The sequence below is a fragment of the Streptococcus pacificus genome, assembly GCF_016481305.1.
Classification (GTDB): Bacteria; Bacillota; Bacilli; order Lactobacillales; family Streptococcaceae; genus Streptococcus; species Streptococcus pacificus.
This window is the reverse complement of the sequence record NZ_JAENBO010000001.1, coordinates 256,369-273,692: the sequence shown is the minus strand read 5'-3', so window position 1 is coordinate 273,692 and position 17,324 is coordinate 256,369. Positions and strand designations below refer to the sequence as shown.

16 protein-coding genes are annotated in these 17,324 nt (G+C 34.6%); 2 read left to right on the top strand and 14 right to left on the bottom strand.

Annotated elements, in window-relative coordinates; genetic code table 11:
* Positions 1–24: 24 nt before the first annotated feature.
* The 13 genes from JHK62_RS01235 to JHK62_RS01175 form a co-directional block, all read right to left on the bottom strand.
* On the bottom strand, positions 25–474 hold the full coding sequence (locus JHK62_RS01235; RefSeq protein ID WP_199574861.1) for a DUF3284 domain-containing protein: 450 nt from the start codon (positions 472–474) through the stop codon (positions 25–27).
* 9 nt (positions 475–483) lie between these two features.
* On the bottom strand, positions 484–807 hold the full coding sequence (locus tag JHK62_RS01230; protein WP_199574860.1) for a PTS sugar transporter subunit IIA: 324 nt from the start codon (positions 805–807) through the stop codon (positions 484–486).
* Complete coding sequence (locus JHK62_RS01225) at positions 807–1,121, bottom strand: PTS sugar transporter subunit IIB (RefSeq protein ID WP_199574859.1); 315 nt, start codon at positions 1,119–1,121, stop codon at positions 807–809. Before JHK62_RS01225 ends, JHK62_RS01230 begins: the two co-directional genes overlap by 1 nt.
* A gap of 11 nt (positions 1,122–1,132) precedes the next feature.
* The gene (locus JHK62_RS01220; RefSeq protein ID WP_199574858.1) at positions 1,133–3,127 is read right to left on the bottom strand and encodes a BglG family transcription antiterminator; all 1,995 of its coding nucleotides are present in this window, start codon (positions 3,125–3,127) and stop codon (positions 1,133–1,135) included.
* A 110-nt stretch (positions 3,128–3,237) separates the two neighbouring features.
* The gene (locus JHK62_RS01215; protein ID WP_199574857.1) at positions 3,238–4,332 is read right to left on the bottom strand and encodes a DUF871 domain-containing protein; all 1,095 of its coding nucleotides are present in this window, start codon (positions 4,330–4,332) and stop codon (positions 3,238–3,240) included.
* Between the two features lie 16 nt (positions 4,333–4,348).
* Positions 4,349–5,752: a glycoside hydrolase family 1 protein gene (locus JHK62_RS01210; RefSeq protein WP_199574856.1), complete on the bottom strand. Its 1,404-nt coding sequence runs from the start codon at positions 5,750–5,752 to the stop codon at positions 4,349–4,351.
* Positions 5,753–5,967: 215 nt separating this feature from the next.
* Positions 5,968–6,684, bottom strand: a complete 717-nt coding sequence (gene budA, locus JHK62_RS01205; protein WP_199575236.1) for an acetolactate decarboxylase — start codon at positions 6,682–6,684, stop codon at positions 5,968–5,970.
* Positions 6,685–6,697: 13 nt separating this feature from the next.
* Positions 6,698–8,377: an acetolactate synthase AlsS gene (gene alsS / locus JHK62_RS01200; RefSeq protein WP_199574855.1), complete on the bottom strand. Its 1,680-nt coding sequence runs from the start codon at positions 8,375–8,377 to the stop codon at positions 6,698–6,700.
* Positions 8,378–8,515: 138 nt separating this feature from the next.
* Positions 8,516–9,628 carry an ABC transporter ATP-binding protein gene (locus tag JHK62_RS01195; protein WP_199575235.1) on the bottom strand — a complete coding sequence of 371 codons (1,113 nt, stop codon included), beginning with the start codon at positions 9,626–9,628 and terminating at the stop codon, positions 8,516–8,518.
* A complete protein-coding gene (locus JHK62_RS01190) occupies positions 9,609–11,831 on the bottom strand; it encodes an alpha-galactosidase (protein WP_199574854.1) in 2,223 nt (740 codons plus the stop codon). Before JHK62_RS01190 ends, JHK62_RS01195 begins: the two co-directional genes overlap by 20 nt.
* 9 nt (positions 11,832–11,840) lie before the next feature.
* The gene (locus tag JHK62_RS01185; protein WP_199574853.1) at positions 11,841–12,668 is read right to left on the bottom strand and encodes a carbohydrate ABC transporter permease; all 828 of its coding nucleotides are present in this window, start codon (positions 12,666–12,668) and stop codon (positions 11,841–11,843) included.
* 10 nt (positions 12,669–12,678) lie between these two features.
* Positions 12,679–13,569: a carbohydrate ABC transporter permease gene (locus JHK62_RS01180; protein WP_199574852.1), complete on the bottom strand. Its 891-nt coding sequence runs from the start codon at positions 13,567–13,569 to the stop codon at positions 12,679–12,681.
* 83 nt (positions 13,570–13,652) lie between these two features.
* The gene (locus tag JHK62_RS01175) at positions 13,653–14,927 is read right to left on the bottom strand and encodes an ABC transporter substrate-binding protein (RefSeq protein WP_199574851.1); all 1,275 of its coding nucleotides are present in this window, start codon (positions 14,925–14,927) and stop codon (positions 13,653–13,655) included.
* 222 nt (positions 14,928–15,149) lie between these two features.
* Between JHK62_RS01175 and JHK62_RS01170 the strand changes: the two genes are divergently transcribed.
* Together JHK62_RS01170 and JHK62_RS01165 are read left to right on the top strand one after the other, a co-directional pair.
* Positions 15,150–15,995, top strand: coding sequence for an AraC family transcriptional regulator (locus tag JHK62_RS01170; RefSeq protein ID WP_199574850.1), 846 nt, complete (start codon positions 15,150–15,152; stop codon positions 15,993–15,995).
* A 55-nt stretch (positions 15,996–16,050) separates the two neighbouring features.
* On the top strand, positions 16,051–16,476 hold the full coding sequence (locus tag JHK62_RS01165) for a NusG domain II-containing protein (protein ID WP_199574849.1): 426 nt from the start codon (positions 16,051–16,053) through the stop codon (positions 16,474–16,476).
* 145 nt (positions 16,477–16,621) lie between these two features.
* Here the strand turns inward: JHK62_RS01165 and JHK62_RS07950 are convergent, their stop codons facing one another.
* Positions 16,622–17,179, bottom strand: coding sequence for an LPXTG cell wall anchor domain-containing protein (locus tag JHK62_RS07950; RefSeq protein ID WP_199574848.1), 558 nt, complete (start codon positions 17,177–17,179; stop codon positions 16,622–16,624).
* Positions 17,180–17,324: the final 145 nt, after the last annotated feature.

The following is a 17,324-nucleotide window of genomic DNA, read 5'->3' as shown; positions in this document are numbered from 1 at the left end:
TTTTATTACTTGGCAACACAGGTATTAATGATCTACTAGTTGATTGTTTTCTTTAACATATTTAATCATTCCTGATAACTGAGCATTAATTTGCCTCTCTAGGCTTTTTTTCAAGATTTTTTCCATGAGAAATTGATTGGCTTTTTGAAAGATATCATTAATTTCATTTTCTTGCTGATAGGTGATTAAGGTTGACTGAGGTGAGGTCTCTTCTAAAAAGTATGAAATATGTTGTTTTCCTCGATTTGAACTAAAGATAACACCATAAACATTAGGTGACTCAAATCGATCCAAGGTAATGCGAACTTGGTGTTGATTTTTCGAACCAAAAGTTTTGATATAAGATAATCCAACTTTGATATCACTATCAACTAACACTGTTTTCGTACTTTCATAATAGTCTTTTTTTAATGACGCCACAATCGCTTCAAATAAGGCTTTTTGAGAAACATCTCCCTGTTTTTTAACAATCATATGAACTCCTTAGTGAGAACTATCAATTTTTTCATAAAGTGCAATAACTTCTTTTGCCATGTCAATAAAAGTTAAAGCCGTCATCAAATGGTCTTGTCCGTGAATTAATAATAAAGACAGCTCGACATTATCACCTGATGCTTCTTGCGTTAACAAATCTGTTTGTGATCTGTGTGCGATATTTAAGGCGTCATTGGCTTGTTTGATTAAGTCGTGCGCTTCAAGAAAATCTCCGGCTTTAGCCTTTCGAATGGCTTCAACGGCTTTTCCTTTGGCATCACCACCATGCATGATGAGGCCCATGACTGCTTCTAGATTTGCTGGTTCTGTCATTAATCTTCTCCCATCATCTCTAAAGCAAAGTTTAAGACATTCTCACCATTCATGGTACCGTAATCGACCATATTGATATCAGCCACTTTGATAGTTGGTTCGAATTTTTCTTTGTATTCATTAAGCATGAATTTAACTTGTGGCCCTACTAAAATAGCATCAATGTCTTTACCTGAGACTTCGTTGTCAACTTCAGAAACAGGAACAGCCCAAATGGCTGCGTCAACTCCTTTTTCTTTGGCAGCTGAAGACATTTTAGTGACAAGCATACTTGTTGACATACCGGCATTACATACTAACATAATATTTTTCATTTTTTCCTCCTTTAGCCCTCAATTAGTTGGGCAAATGTATTAATTAATGATTCATAAGTTGGTGTTTCTAAGAGAGTCGTTTGTAGTTGTTTGTCGTCAACAAAGGCTACTAAACTTGGTGAAACAAATTTCAAATAGTGATTTCTACCTTTTGATGGTGATAGTAAAAAGATGAATCGAATAGCCTGATGTTTATCATCCCAAGTAATGGGATGTTTTAAAATCCCTACAACAATCTGTTCTGAATAAGTCATTGGTATTGCAGGGTGAGGAAAAGCTAAGCTTTCTCCAAAAACTAATGGACTGTAACTTTCTCTTAGGCTTATCTGATCTAAAAATTGATGAACGAAATCTGGTTCAACAGCCTCATTTAATTGCTTGACCAGCTGTTCTAAAGCTTGTTGTTTTGTGATTGGTTCTTTAAAGTAGATGAGTTTGTCTGGTGAAAAAACAGCACTTGCAATCTCTTTTGCCTTGTTAAGATCATGGGATGATTTTAAGGACTCACCATTTTTGAAATGCGATTGTTCTCCAATAAACTGACGAATTTGATTAACATCATCCTTCGTTAAAAGAACACTCACGTGAATAATTGGTGTTAAAAATAGTAAATGGTTTAAACTAATGGAAGAAATGATCAAATCAATATTTTCGAGTCGTTCTTCATTAATCTCATAATAGCTAACCACATCAGCGATTTTAATACTGCCTGAAAATTCTTTTTCAAGACGATTTTTTAGCATCATGGCACTACCATAACCGGTCGCACATACTACCAAAACTTGTAGTTTGTGACGGTTAGAGTATCTTTCAATCGCAGCCATGATGTGAAGGGCAATATAGGCCCATTCATCATCACCCACATCATATTGGACAAGTTCTGGCATCGTTTTAAAGATTTTTTTCGTCAGATAAAAAGTGTCTGGATAATGTGCTTTTACATCGTCAATTAAAGGATTAGCTAATTGAATTTTATTTTTCACACGAATCAAGAGCGGATTAAAATGAGCTAAGAGTCCGTTAATAAGATTCGAATCTTGATCTAATGGCATCTTTGTTGCTTTTGCAATCTCATTTAATTTTTCTTTAAGATGATTGACGAGTTGATCTTTTGAAGTGCTTAATTCTGATAGATTAGTGGCTGAGTGTTTTACCTTAAGGTGAAGAGCGATATAATTAGCTTCTTCTTTTGGAAAAGTGATGGCTAGCGCACTTTCCACGCGCCTTAAAATTCTTGTCGCCACTTCATATTCAAGTGATTTTTCAATTTCTTTAGAAATAGGGAAAACATCAAGTGGGTAGCCAGAGCGAATACGTTTTATCATTAAAGCTATATGTAGCACTAAATTATGAATGACAAAATCTGATAGACGTAGGTTGGCATCACGACACTCGTCTAGTACAAAAATGGTTAGTTCTGCAAAATTGATTTTATCTAGCAGCGTTTCGCCAACAACAGCAAACATCGACTCATCAAAACTGTCAAGAAAGAAGTAATCCATGATAAAATGGCGAATCGCTTCTTCTTTCCCATTAACCCAGATACTTTTGTGACTAGTTTCTAATGTTAGCCCATAAGGTTTAATGCGTTTTTTGATCTCAGTTAAAACACTTGAGAGGGTTGTCTTACTGACAAACAAATCACTCGTTAACTGGTGAAAAGATTGTTGAGGGTCCTCAAAAAATAATTTATTCAAAACATAATGTTGTCTATCATCAGCTTCTTCAACTTGTGTGATATCTGTCATCTTTTTTTTCGATGCTAAGACTTCCTGCCAAAATACTTCAAATTCAATTGGTCTCTCAATGGTTAAAAGGTATCCCTGTCCTTGTTTTGATGTGATGGTTGCGCCTTGGTTTTTGATAGATTGAGCCAACTGATTAAGATATTTTCTAGCAGTCCGGTCACTCGTTTTAATTTCCTCTGCCAAAGCTTTACTTGAGACATAGGAATTTTTTTGTTGTAATAAAACACTCATTAGAGCAATTTCTTTTTTTGATAACATCTCCATCTCCCTTAATCTCAATAAAGTAAGCGGTTTCTTATAAGTCTATTTTATCAAAATTTAACTTAGAAAGGGATTTTCTTTTTTCCTTATCGATAGAGAAATTTTCCTTAATCAGACAGTAAATGTAGACGAAAATCTTGCCAAGGTTTTAAATAAGACAATAACACATTATCTTCAGGTGTAATTTGAGCAACAAGATTTGCTTTTTCACTAATCGTAAATGGCCTCAAAGCAATTTGCAACTCTCCCTTATAACGCATATAAAGATCATTATCAATAATAATGCTTCCACGTTTAACATGTCTGTCTTGTGTTCTCGCTACGATGGTCTCTTTTTGAAAGTTTATCCGAGGTTGGGTAGAGCGAATCACATAGTCAGATAGATCACCCCGATAATAGTGAGGGAATTCAAGAATAGCTTTTTCAACAGCTGTTAGAGAAACAAGTGGGATAATATCAAGTGTTAAATGCTCCTCTTTCAAAATAGCGACACAGGTTTCTAGTTCAGCTTCAGAAATAAACTGGTTAGCGATAATAATATCATCAATCAATCCTGTTGCCTTCATAAATTTTATCTGCGAACGTATTGGCAAATGACGATCCTTTTCTAAGGTTGGAAGCCCTTCTGACAAGGGCCAAGGCCCTTCATCTGCTGATTGGGCTGACACAAAGGCAGCTGTTTTTATCCCATGAGACTTATAAAACTGTGTCATTTCGATAAAATAATCTAAAGATAAGCCTGTAAATTCATGTGGGTAAAAATTGTGACAAGCAATGATATTGGACAAATTGGCTTTTTTTGCTAATAATTCAGTCAACAAGGTCTTGTCTGTACTCATATTTAGTTCAATCTTAATATCGTAAGGATTATGAGTAAGTGTCACAATTTCCTCTAAAGGGAGTGCTTCATCGAGACGTAAACCAGAAAGCCCAAGTTGATAAGCAATCGTAAGCAGTTGATTTTCCCAACCACTATTTTTGATAACTTGTGGACTAATATCTAAGACAACACTTATATCGCGCTCATTAGCGTAGTGAATTATTTTTTGATAATTTTTAAACGTCTCTTTTTGATTGTCAGCATTTTGTAGCCAACTCATAAAGAGTCTCTTAGCACCATAGCGATAAAGCAAGTCGATATAATCATAGATTTCTTTGATCGAATGAGTTTCTGGGTAAAGTGAAAAACCTAGTTGTGGCATAAGACACCTTCTTTTTCTATCTGGTAAAACGGTTGGTTAAACTTAACTCTTTAAACCAGTATCCTGATTTTTTAATAATGCGTTCTTGTGTTTCTAAATTGAGTTCAACTAAACCATACCGATTCTTATAGGCGTTTAACCATGACCAACAATCAATGAATGTCCAAAGCATATAACCTTTACAGTTGGCACCATCTGAAATGGCACGGTGAAGTTCAATCAAATGATCTTTGATGAAGTCAATACGATAGTCATCCTGGATGATACCATCTACTTTAAATTTTTCTTCGCCTTCTACCCCCATACCGTTTTCAGTGACAAGCCACTCAATATTGCCATATTCTTCTTTGATGTTCATTGCAATGTCATAAAGCCCCTGCTCATAAATTTCCCAACCACGATGAGGATTGATTTTTTTTCCTGGCATGTCGTAGTGCTCAAAATAGTAACTAGGCATAAAAGGTTGGGTTGGCTTAGGTGTTTGTTTAGGTGCTTTGACGCGTAAAGGCTGATAATAATTAACTCCTAAAAAGTCAACGGTATTTTCTTTGATAATTGCTAACTCTTCACTAGTATAATCAGGGATTAACCCATGTTTTTTAATGATATCAACCAGTTCTTGAGGGTAAACACCAAGTACTGATGGGTCAAGGAAACTCTTGGTTTGGAATAAACCAGCAATGCGGGCTGCATCGACATCTTCTTTTGATTGACTTCTTGGGTAGGCTGGTGTCAGATTTAAAACAATACTTATTTTATGAGAAGGATTCAACTCATGACAAGCTTTTATAGCTAGGGCACTTGCTAATTGTGTGTTATAAGCCACTTGTACTGCTGCTTTGGCATCTACTTTACAAGGGTAATGAAGTTCTCCAAGATAACCACATTCAACGGGAACGATGGGTTCGTTGAAAGTTATCCAAGTATCAACAAGATCACCAAAAGCATCAAAACAGGTTCTAGCGTATTGTTCATAAGCCCAGACCGTTTCCTTGTTTTCCCAACCTCCTTTTTCTTGAAGAGCATAAGGTAAATCAAAATGATACAGATTAACAATAGGTTTAACACCGGCATTTATAATCCGCTGAAACACATCTCGATAAAAAATAATAGCTCCAGGATTGACATCACCAGTACCGTTTGGAAATAATCTTGACCACTGAATAGAGGGTCGAAATACATTATGACCCGTTTTTTTCAGCAATTCGATATCTGTTTTATAGTTGGTATAGAAGGTGGATGTTTTTTCTGGGCCAATGCCATTGTGGAATTTTTCTGGTGCAATACTATACCAGTAATCCCAGTTATTCATTCCTTTACCATCACCAGCTACACTGCCTTCACTTTGTGGGCCTGAGGTAGAGCTCCCCCACAAAAAGCCTTTTGGAAAAACATATTCTTTTTTACTTGTTTCAGTCATCTTAATTCCTTTCTTTTTATTACGTTAAGTGCGACATCCTCTCTACTGGCATTATAAAAAATATAGCCATCGTTGTAAACCCTTTCAAAAACCAACTATTTCCTTATCACAGTGGAAAATAATGCATCGTTTTTTTCTGATTGTATTGAATGATTATCATATTGAGTAACAAAAAAATCCTATTATCTTAATAGGATTTGATATTTAATATTTAATTATTCCGAAGCTTCTATATCACTTCTAAGAGCAAGCACATCAAAGGATTTTTCTAAAAAAGTTTTATTATCCACTGGGAAATTCTGTTCTAGCTGATCGATGCGACCTATTTCAATATTGCCATCTTGCATAACAAAATCCATAACATGACCACCAAAGTGTAAATCATCTGCTAGAAAGTGAAGGTGAAAACCTGCGACACTAACACCGTGGAAGAGTTCTGGCGTCCAGATACCTATTAAGGTTCCTGAGATATTTTCCTGCGTAAACTCTGGTTGGTTCTTAGCAACTTCAGCAAATCGTTCCCCTGTCTTTGATTTTGGAATCATTCGTACATGCATTTTGGAAAATGTACCCTTGATTTTAACTGAGTAGAAAAGATTGTGACTATCAAGTTTTTCCTCAATGGTCTTTTTGAGATTTTCTGAATCAATAGGGTTGTCTTCTTTCCATGACTTTGTTGTAGTATGATGGACAACAGCAGCATATGGCACTAAAACATGGCTTGGTACTTCTTTCACCTTAAACTCATCGTTTGTTCCTGTAGCCTGATAAACTTTTCCATCAAGAACAATCAATTCACCGTCAACACTATCAACGGTTCCAACACCAAAGTTACCATGCTTTAACAACTCTTCAACTGACATCGTTCCTTCGTATATCCCTGCCATCAAAGAAGCTAAAGTGTTGTGTTGAAATAAAATTGTTTTTGCCATCATCTTTTCCTCCTTAATAAAATTCGTCAGGTAAGATTGTTTCTCCAAGTTTAATATTATCTTTATAATCAATTGGAATATCGATTAAAACAGGTCCTGATTTTGCTTCACTAATCGCTTTTTTCAAAGTATCATCAAAACTTTCCTTGCTGTCAACTCGGTAACCTTTAGCACCAAAGCTTTCAGCATATTTTACAAAATCAACATTTCCTAGTTGAACACCAGATGAACGACCATATTTCATTTCCTCTTGGAATTCAACCATGTTATACCTACCATCATTCCAGATAATGTGAACAATAGGTAAATGAAGACGTGAAGCAACCTCTAATTCCTGTGCAGAGAATAAGAAACCGCCATCACCAGAAACAGAAATAATGGTAGTATTTGGTCTTACCAGTGCTGCAGAAATTGCCCATGGTAACGCTACACCAAGTGTTTGCATCCCATTTGAAAAGAGCAGGTGACGTGCTTCATAAGATTTAAAGTAGCGAGCCATCCAAATATAGTGACTTCCCACATCAACCGTCACAGTCATATCATCAGTGACTTGATTTTGTAAACTATCAATCACATCAAGTGGGTGAACAAGACCTTTTTTACTGTGACGATCAAACTTAACATCACCAGACATATTTTTTTTGAGATTTTGTAGGTATTCTATTGAACCCTCAGAAAGAGCATAGCCTTTGATGGCTGGTAGAAGTAAATCAATGGTATCTGCAATATCACCAATCAATTCACGCTCGGGTTGGAAATAAGTATCGATTTCAGCAGGCACCACATCAATAACAATTGTACGTGCAGAAATTTCTGCATTCCAGTTTCTTGCTTCATACTCAATAGGGTCATAACCTATTGCAATAACAAGGTCAGCTTTTTTCAAAAGCATGTCACCAGGCTGATTTCTAAACAAACCAACACGGCCAAAAAAGCTTTCTTCTTCTAATTCTCTCGATACAATTCCAGCTCCTTGAAAGGTTTCAACAACTGGTAATTTAACCGCTTCTAAAAGTTGACGAATGGCTTTTGTTACCTTTTCATGTGATGCACCATTTCCTAGTAATAAGACAGGAAGAACTGAATTTTTGATGGCTTGGGCCAAGTAATTAATATCATTAACGGATGCTGTACCAAGCTTTGGATCAGTTAAAGGTTTTATTGCTTTGACAGAAACTTTTGCATCGTTAACATCTTGAGGGATTGAAATGAAGCTAGCTCCTGGTTTTCCTGATTTTGCACGACGATAAGCATTAGCAATTGTTTCAGAAATCGTGTTACCATCATGAATTTCAGCAGAATATTTTGTAATCGGACTAAGCATGGCAACATTATCCATTGATTGATGAGCACGCTTTAATAGGTCTGCCCGTTTAACCTGACCACCAATAGCTAAGACAGGATCTCCTTCAGCAGTCGCTGTTACAAGTCCAGTTGCTAGGTTAGAAATCCCAGGGCCACTAGTAGCAATAACAACGCCAGGCTCCCCAGTAATACGACCAATTCCTTGTGCCATAAAAGCAGCATTTTGCTCATGACGAGACACAATTAACTGTGGTCCCTTGTCTTCTAAGGTATCAAAAACCTTATCAATTTTTGCTCCTGGAATACCAAAAACATATTTAACTTTATGATTGATGAGACTATCTACCACAAGATCAGCCCCATAATGATTGGTTGTTGAGTCAACCATAAAAACACCTCTTTTCCGATATGAAAATATTATAACACAGATGAGGGATTTACCTTTGTTTTTTGAACTTGAAAGCGTATTCTCAATAAAAACATTTATAAACTAAAAAGCTATTGGCCTGTTAAAGCCAATAGTTTTTTAATCGATTCTAAATAAGATGTTTTCCTCAGTATCAACATCAAAGAAGTGTGCTCTGTTCATATCAAAAGCAAGTGTCATTGTTTGGTCTGATTTAACATCTTGCCTACTATGAACAATAGCTTTCATCTCTTCTTCTCCCATAAAGGTATGAAGAATATACTCGGCTCCTAAAAGTTCAGCTATTTTAATGTTTGCCTCGAAGGAAGCTTCTGGATAAGTACTTAGAATCATAGGATCATTTGATATGTTTTCAGGTCTAATTCCTAAAATAATAGTTTTGTTAAGATAATCTTTTTCTTTTAATGCATTTACTATTCCTGCAGGGATTTTTAATTTTATATCGTTATTTACTATAAAATAGTTTTCTTTTATATAGCCTTTGATAAAGTTCATTGTCGGGGATCCGATGAAGCCCGCAACAAATAAATTTTTAGGATTTTCATAAATTTCCTTTGGTGCACCAATTTGTTGAACAACTCCCTTACTCATTACAACAATACGGTCTGCCATTGTCATAGCTTCTGTTTGGTCATGAGTAACATATATTGTTGTTGCTCCTAATTGCTTATGAATACGTATAATTTCTGATCTCATATTCGAACGCAATTTAGCATCTAAATTAGAAAGAGGTTCATCCATTAAGAATACTTTAGGAGATCGAACAATAGCCCTTCCTAACGCAACACGTTGTCTTTGACCACCTGATAATGCCTTGGGTTTACGATTTAGTAACTCTGTTAATCCTAGAATAGTAGCTGTTTCTTTCACTTTTTGGTCAATTTGATCTTTTGGCATTTTTTGCATCTTTAAAGCAAATGCCATATTATCATAAACTGACATGTGTGGATATAAAGCATAAGATTGAAAAACCATTGCAATATCACGATTTTTTGCGGAGACATTATTCATTAATTTATCATCAATGTAAAAATCACCGCTTGTGATATCTTCTAATCCTGCTATCATTCGTAATGTTGTTGATTTACCACATCCAGATGAGCCAACAAGTGCTATAAATTCCTTATCAGAAACGTCTAAATTAAAATTTTTAACGGCTTCAAAACCATTATCATAACGTTTCCCGATATTCTCAAGTCTCAAAGTTGCCATCTTTTTCATCTTTCCTTTCTAATACGAATACATGTGATACAAAATCCTTATAATTCTCCTGTAGCTCTTCTTTAATAAGAATGCCAATGGACATTAACTCATTTCCTCGATAAATTTTTCCATTAAGAAGGTAAGTAGCATCAGGAACTAATCCTTTTAATTGTATTCTGCTAGCGACACCATTTGCCTGAATCAAAAGATGATATATACCAACAATAATAGTTTTTTCATCTTCTGAAATGACTTGCCAAGCAACAAGATTATTTTGAAATGGACTTAACAATCTTGTGAAATTCCCCTCTTGGAAAACGTGTCTAAAATTTTGATAAAACGTAATTTGTTGTTTAATTTTTTCTAATTCATCTGATGTAGCTTTTATTAAGTCCAATTCATACCCAAAACTACCAAAATAAGCAACATTTGCTCTTGTATCAAGGCTAGTTAGTCGTTTAACTTGTTGATTAGGAACATCTGAAACATGACAACCCATACTTTTTAAAGGATATACTAATGATGTGCCATATTGAATTTTCAAACGTTCGATAGCATCAGTATTATCACTTGTCCAAGTTTGAGGTGCATAATATAGCATCCCTGGGTCAAAACGTCCTCCTCCACTTGAACATGATTCAAACAAGATATGAGGAAATTCTGTTATTAAAGCTTCATAAAGGCGATAGACATTTAAGATATAACGATGAAAAATTTCACCCTGATGATTTTTCGAATAATAAACACTAAATGCTTCTGTCATGTAGCGGTTCATATCCCACTTAATATAATCGATTGCATTTTCAGAAAGCAGTCTGTGGATTTGTTGATAAATATTTTGATAAACGTCTTCACGTGATAAATCCAAAGTGAATTGATGTCTTGAATGAGATTGACTGCGTTTTGGATGATGTAATAGCCAATCAGGATGCTGACGATAAAGATTACTGTCTTTATTAACCATTTCAGGTTCTATCCAAAGACCAAACATCATATCCAGCTCATGAATTTTTGACGCGATGCCATTGATGCCACTTGGCAATTTTTCTTGATTAACAAACCAGTCTCCAAGTCCTGCATGATCATGATTTCTCTCTCCAAACCAACCATCATCCATGACAAATAACTCAACTCCAACAGTCTTTGCTTTTTCTGCTAAGGCTAGAATTTTATCTTCATTAAAATCAAATGTCATAGCTTCCCAATTATTGAGAAGTATAGGTCTTTTTTTATCTCGCCAAACCCCTCTCACTAATCGCTTATTATATAACATATGAAACTCCTGACTCATTCCATTTAAACCACGGTCGCTATAAACCATAACAATTTCTGGTGTTTGAAAAGTCTCTCCATTATCTAATTGCCACTCAAATCCTTCAGGGTGAATCCCCATCGAAATTCTTGTTTGTTCAAAGGGAGTCACATCAACTTGTGCCAAAAAATTGCCACTATAAACAAGTGAAAATCCAATAACCTCTCCTTGATGTTCATCGGCTTGAGGTCGTTTCAAAGCAATAAATGGGTTATGTTCAGAACTACTTGATCCCTTTAAACTATAAATGGATTGAATTCCTTTATGAAGAGGACTAATACTAATGTGTCTTTCTCTCCCCCAAGCACCGTCTAAGTGTATCCAATCATAGTCACTATCTGGTAAATCAAGCGTCATGCTAAGTGCTCTAGATAGTCTGATTTTCTCTTGACCGAATTGTGTAAACCTAGCATTTCTTGTGATAACTGGTTTATTAGAAAACAACGTATAAGACAAGCATAGTTGTGTTTCTGAAACGACGTCCTTTAATAAAATTTCTAGTGTTTGAGCTTCATTATCTTTTTCCACGTAAACATGAGGTAACCCTTTTAAATTTGGTTTCCCGTCAACAATACGATAAGATTCAAATTTAAAGTCTGATAAACGACTACCATCGCTTGAGATGATTTCAAAAGCAGGTTGAGAAAAATCCCCTGTACCATAGCTGGCATATTCTTGCCTTGTGTGTTGTAATGAAAAAGACTCATCGTCTTCAAAAACATAAGCGGTTAATGGACGTTGTCTCTTTTCTAATAAATAGGTGTAAGATGATTGCTCAGAAACTCTTTTACCATAGTATAATTGTCCAAGATGTCCATTTGGTAAAACACATAGCACGTAACTAAGGTAGTCATTGAATAAATGAAATTCTTTTGTTGTCTCATTAAAAATAATCGCCATTGCTTTCTCCTACAATTTGCCACCTGATGTTGCAATTCCTTGAATAAATTGTTTTTGAAATAAAATGTAAATTAAAACCATCGGCCAAATAGCTAAAACACTAGCAGCCATCAATTGAGGATAATTAATTGAATAGGCTCCTTGTATTTTTGATAGGGCACTTGAAAGTGTTGCAGCATCTGCTTCTGAATTAACGATTAATGGCCATAATAAATCTTTGAAGGCAAACAAAGCTGTGAAAATACCTAAGGCAATTAATCCTGATTTAGCTAAAGGTAGCATAATTTTAAAGAATGTCTGACCAATATTACAACCATCTAATTTTGCAGCTTCTTCTAAATCTTTTGGTAGACTAATAAAAAATTGTCTTAGTAAAAAAGTTCCAAAAGCACTAACTAAACCTGGGAAAACTAATGCAAAGATTGTATTTCTCATTCCTAACTCATTAATCATTAAATATTGAGGAATGACAAATAATTGAGGTGGTACCATCATTTGAAATAACACTAACCCAAATAGTATTCTTTTACCAGGAAATTCCAAACGTGCAAAAGCATATGCTGCCATAGCTGAAAACAAGACAGAACTCACAATGCGCCACAACATCATCATTATGGTATTAAAATATAGAATAACAAAATTATTGTTACGAATCACTTCAGAATAATTTTCAAAATGCCAAACAGATGGTAAAAAACTAAAAGGATTCATTTGAGTAGATTCTGTCACCGATTTAAATGATGTTAAAACCATCCAGATAAAAGGTAATAGCATCCCTAAGGCTGTCAGAATAAGAAACACATGTATCCATAGATTTGATTTTAATTGTTTTTTCATATTTCTCCTCCTAGCCGTAGTGAACCCATTTTTTTTGAATTTTCATTTGAATCAAAGTTATTAATAAAATAATAACTAACAATAACATGACGATGGTGGAACCATAACCTTTGTCAGAATACTTAAAGGAATTATTATAAAATAAGTAAACTAACGAAACTGTTTTATTATAAGCTGGGCTTGTAATCCCTTCCATCAAATAAATGGCATCAAAAACTTGCATGGACTGAATAATACTTGTCACAACAACAAAGAATAAGGTTGGTGATAAGAGTGGTAAAGTAATCCTAAAAAATTGTTTTATGCCACTAGCACCATCTATCGTTGCAGCTTCATAATAATCATTTGGAATTTCTTGAAGTCCTGCTAAAATGAGAATCATACTATAGCCAACTGTACTCCAAATACCAATAATGGCAATAGAATAAAGAGCAATTCTAGGATCTTCTATCCAATTAACTGGAGAAATACCAATCTTTCCTAAAATAAAGTTAATCAACCCAAAATCTGTATTATACAACCATTTCCAAACCATCGTTACTGCTGCCGGAGCAGCTACCATAGGAAGAAAATAAATGGTTCGATAAAGATGCTTTCCTTTGATATTAGCATTTAATAAAACGGCTAAAATAATAGCAAGAATAATTGTGATTGGAACAACTAATAACGTATATTTAAGAGTATTCCACGTCGCTTGCCAAACTTGTGGATCATTAACTAATCTTTGGTAATTAGCCAATCCAACAAAAATATCATTTTGTCCAAAATCTCCACTTTTATAAAAACTTAATCGAACTGTTTCAAAAATAGGAATAATATTTAAAACAATTAATCCAATCATTGTTGGAGCAACAAATAGCCATGCCCAAAAATACTCATTCCATTTTTTTTGATTATTCATAATTGTACCTCGTAGCGTTATAAATGAAAAACTGGAGAATATTGCTATCTTTTAAGCAACCTTCTCCAGTCCTAAATTAGGCATTATTTTTCGGATGCCAATTCTTCATTCATCATTTTTGCTGTTTCTTTAGCAGCTTTTTCTACAGTTTCTTCTCCTAGATAGGCCGGTTTTAACAATTCATAAGCTCTATCTTCCCATTTAGAAGTCGTATTAGAATATGGACGAATTTGTGCGTATTCTACCATATCAACATAATTTTTAATAGAAAAATCTTTATTTGATTCTATCCATTTTTGATCAGTTCCTTTGTAGGCTGAAATAGCAACACCTAATTCTGCTTGCATTTCTTGACCTTCTTTAGAACCTAGAAATTCAACCCATTTCCACGCTTCATCTTTATGTTCAGTATTTGCTGCAATTGCATTACCTAAGCCATTGAAAATAGTTGAACGAGTACCATCTTTTGCCTTTGGCAAAACAGCTACATCCGTATTTTCACGAATATAATCATTGCTGGCAAAACCTGATAAATTCCATGAACCAAAGAGTGCCATAGCAACTTGACCATTTTGAAAGGCTTCTACCCTCTTTTGATCTTCAGTAATTGCTGGAGATATTTTATCTTTTACAAAGCTAAAGTAATAATCTAAAGCTTCAATAGATTTAGGATCATCATAGCCTGAGACTTTATCATCGGTGATAATAGTACCACCATTTTGATAAACAAAATTATAATAGCCTTCTTGGTTAATTAGTGGGGCTAGAAAACCATATTGACTACCATCAGATTTTGTTAATTTTTGGGCAGTTTCTTTTAAGGTATCCCAATCCCAGCTATCATCAGGGTATGCAATACCTGCTTCATCAAACATTTTTTTGTTGTACCAAAGACCAATAGTGTCATAATCTTTTGGAACAGCATACTGTTTTTTATTGATATTATAAATTTGCGTTAACCCTTCAGGATAATTCTCTAGGTCAATAGCATCACTTTTAGAAATATAATCTGTTAGGTCTAGCAACATTTCGTTTGAACCATAACGATAAATTTCATTTGAGTGCATCCAAAATGTATCTGGTAAGGAACCTCCCGTTGCACCAGCTTCTAGCATTGTCCAATAAGCGTCCCAAGAAACCACCTGAATATCAATTTTGATATTAGGATTTTCTTCTTCAAATTTATCAGCAATTTGACGAATACCTGGCTCTTGTCCAGAATCCCAGATAGCATATGAAATTTCAACCTTATCTGATTGATTATTAGTGTTGTCTGAGGATGATGAACCACTATTACCACATGCGGCTAGAGCAAACAAAGAAGCTGTTAAGCCTAGATAATAACCAATTTTTTTCATGATACTAACTCCTTTTTTAAAAATAGATATTATAAGTATTTTACTTATTGATGATTATATAATACCAAGATAGCGCTTACATTTCTATTCTTTTGAGTGACCTTTGCTATATGATTTCTTTATTTTTTGTAACTATTTAATAAAACAAAGTCACTTTATCATATATAAATCATATGTTATAATTAATATGATAATTCTCTATAAAAACCAAAGGAGATTTAAATGACTACGGCTGAATTTCATTTTTTTGATAATCGTTCTTATGTCGATTTATATCCTATTCAATTCGGAAAAGAGATTTGTGAACCACTTCACTCTTTTGGACCATCAAAACGCAAACACTTCTTGTTCCACTATATTATTTCAGGTAAGGGTACCTTTTTTGATACAAAGAACCAAAAAGAATATCGTCTAAGAGCTGGTCAAGGATTTTTAATTCCCCCGAATCACTTATCTAGTTATGAAGCCGATTTTAGTGATCCTTGGACTTATATCTGGTTAGAGTTTAATGGTTTAAAAGCGGAGCACTTTTTAAAAAGAGCGGGACTTACCTTTGAAAATCTTATTTTTTCCTCTCGAAATCATAATATTAAAAATGCTGTTTACAATGAGATGAATTACATTATAGAAAACTACAAAACCAGTAGTCTCAATATTTTAGCTCACACCTACCTTTTTGCTGATGCCTTAATTAATGAATCAATAATAACTACTAAGACAGAACATGAAGAGGTTAAGGAAATATACATTCGAGAAGCTATTAATTTTATAGAAAGAAATTATCAGTCTTCAATTACTGTTGATGATATTGCAAAACATTGTAATTTAAATCGTTCTTATTTTAGTCGTCTCTTTAAAGAACAAATGTCCATAACGCCACAACAGTTTTTAATTACTTACCGTTTATCTAAAGCCTGTGAATTACTAAAAAACACAAAGTGGAACCTACAAGAAATTGCAGAAGCAATTGGCTACTCAAATCAATTTAATTTTTCCATTGCCTTTAAACGTTTCTTTGGTCAATCTCCAAATACTTGGCGTAAAAATTACGATAAATCTTTAAGATAAATATTCATTTAATGTTGGTTGAAAAATATAAACCAACCATGTGTAGAGGAGTTCTATGAAAAGTATTTTAAAACAATTAAAACCTTTTGATTATATTTTGACCATCATTGCTGTTTTAATATCCTTCATCCCTTTTACGTATACTTATTTAACAGTTGATCATATGGATAATTCTCAGTTAATTGCCACTGTTAAAATAGACGGTCAAGTTGTTGATACTTATGAATTAAGTCCTGATGGTCCTCACAAAACAAAAACTTACTACCCTCATGAAGGACAGTACAACATCATCGAAGTAAACCAAAATAAAATAAGGGTCAAAGAAGACAATAGTCCAGACCAAATTGCTGTTAAATCTGGCTGGATTGAAAAAAGTGGGCAAATACTAGTCTGCTTACCACATCAACTTATTATTGAGATTTCAGGACAAGAAGCACCAAACTCAAATCCTGAAGATGAGATTATTTTACCATTACAATAATTATAAGTATTATTTCTATCACGATTTAAAACCGATAAATAAGATAAAAAGGAAGAATCCTAGGATTCTTCCTTTTTTTAACTAATAAATTTTGTCATCAATATCAGTTATTCAACTTCTATCAAGAACCAAATCATCAGTGATATCAATAATTTTTACCATATTTTCTTCTTGAAGAATAAGCAGACATCATTCCTAACCCTGCAACACTTGCTATACCTGCTAGAACAAAGGTATCTTTATTAGTATCTCCAGTGTTTGGAAGACTTTTATTATTAGATGGCTTTTTAATAATACCTAATGATTGTGAGGTTACTTCATGAATAGATTGAATAGGAACAAATGAAATATTAGTTTTTGGAGGGACAATATTTTGGTTGTTGTCATCACCTTGGTTGCCATTGCCGCCTTGATTGTCACTTCCATCTTGAACGTTGTTGCCACCTTGGTTGCCATTGCCACCTTGATTGTCACTTCCATCTTGAACGTTGTTGCCACCTTGGTTGCTATTGCCGCCTTGATTGTCGTTTCCATCTTGAGCGTTGTTGCCACCTTGGTTGCTATTGCCGCCTTGATTGTCGTTTCCATCTTGAGCGTTGTTGCCACCTTGGTTGCCAGCATTTCCTGACTCACCTTGTGGACCACGTTCTCCGCGTTCACCTTTGTCTACAGTGACTTCTTTACCATCTGAGAAGGTAATCACTGTATTGCCTGAACCATCTTTTCTGACCTCGGTGATACTTACTGAGCTACCGTCGAGTCCATCACGACCAGCTTGACCGGTTGCACCTTGAAGACCTTGCTCACCTCGGTCACCTTTATCACCCTTGTCTACAGTGACTTCTTTA

Coding starts and splice junctions, on each gene's coding strand:
- JHK62_RS01180 (WP_199574852.1), bottom strand. CDS start 13,569: ATGAATAATCAAAAAAAATGGAATGAGTATTTTTGGGCATGGCTATTT.
- JHK62_RS01195 (WP_199575235.1), bottom strand. CDS start 9,628: ATGGCAACTTTGAGACTTGAGAATATCGGGAAACGTTATGATAATGGT.
- JHK62_RS01215 (WP_199574857.1), bottom strand. CDS start 4,332: ATGCCACAACTAGGTTTTTCACTTTACCCAGAAACTCATTCGATCAAA.
- JHK62_RS01225 (WP_199574859.1), bottom strand. CDS start 1,121: ATGAAAAATATTATGTTAGTATGTAATGCCGGTATGTCAACAAGTATG.
- JHK62_RS01210 (WP_199574856.1), bottom strand. CDS start 5,752: ATGACTGAAACAAGTAAAAAAGAATATGTTTTTCCAAAAGGCTTTTTG.
- alsS (WP_199574855.1), bottom strand. CDS start 8,377: ATGGTTGACTCAACAACCAATCATTATGGGGCTGATCTTGTGGTAGAT.
- JHK62_RS01230 (WP_199574860.1), bottom strand. CDS start 807: ATGACAGAACCAGCAAATCTAGAAGCAGTCATGGGCCTCATCATGCAT.
- JHK62_RS01185 (WP_199574853.1), bottom strand. CDS start 12,668: ATGAAAAAACAATTAAAATCAAATCTATGGATACATGTGTTTCTTATT.
- budA (WP_199575236.1), bottom strand. CDS start 6,684: ATGGCAAAAACAATTTTATTTCAACACAACACTTTAGCTTCTTTGATG.
- JHK62_RS01190 (WP_199574854.1), bottom strand. CDS start 11,831: ATGGCGATTATTTTTAATGAGACAACAAAAGAATTTCATTTATTCAAT.
- JHK62_RS01165 (WP_199574849.1), top strand. CDS start 16,051: ATGAAAAGTATTTTAAAACAATTAAAACCTTTTGATTATATTTTGACC.
- JHK62_RS01220 (WP_199574858.1), bottom strand. CDS start 3,127: ATGTTATCAAAAAAAGAAATTGCTCTAATGAGTGTTTTATTACAACAA.
- JHK62_RS01175 (WP_199574851.1), bottom strand. CDS start 14,927: ATGAAAAAAATTGGTTATTATCTAGGCTTAACAGCTTCTTTGTTTGCT.
- JHK62_RS01170 (WP_199574850.1), top strand. CDS start 15,150: ATGACTACGGCTGAATTTCATTTTTTTGATAATCGTTCTTATGTCGAT.
- JHK62_RS01235 (WP_199574861.1), bottom strand. CDS start 474: ATGATTGTTAAAAAACAGGGAGATGTTTCTCAAAAAGCCTTATTTGAA.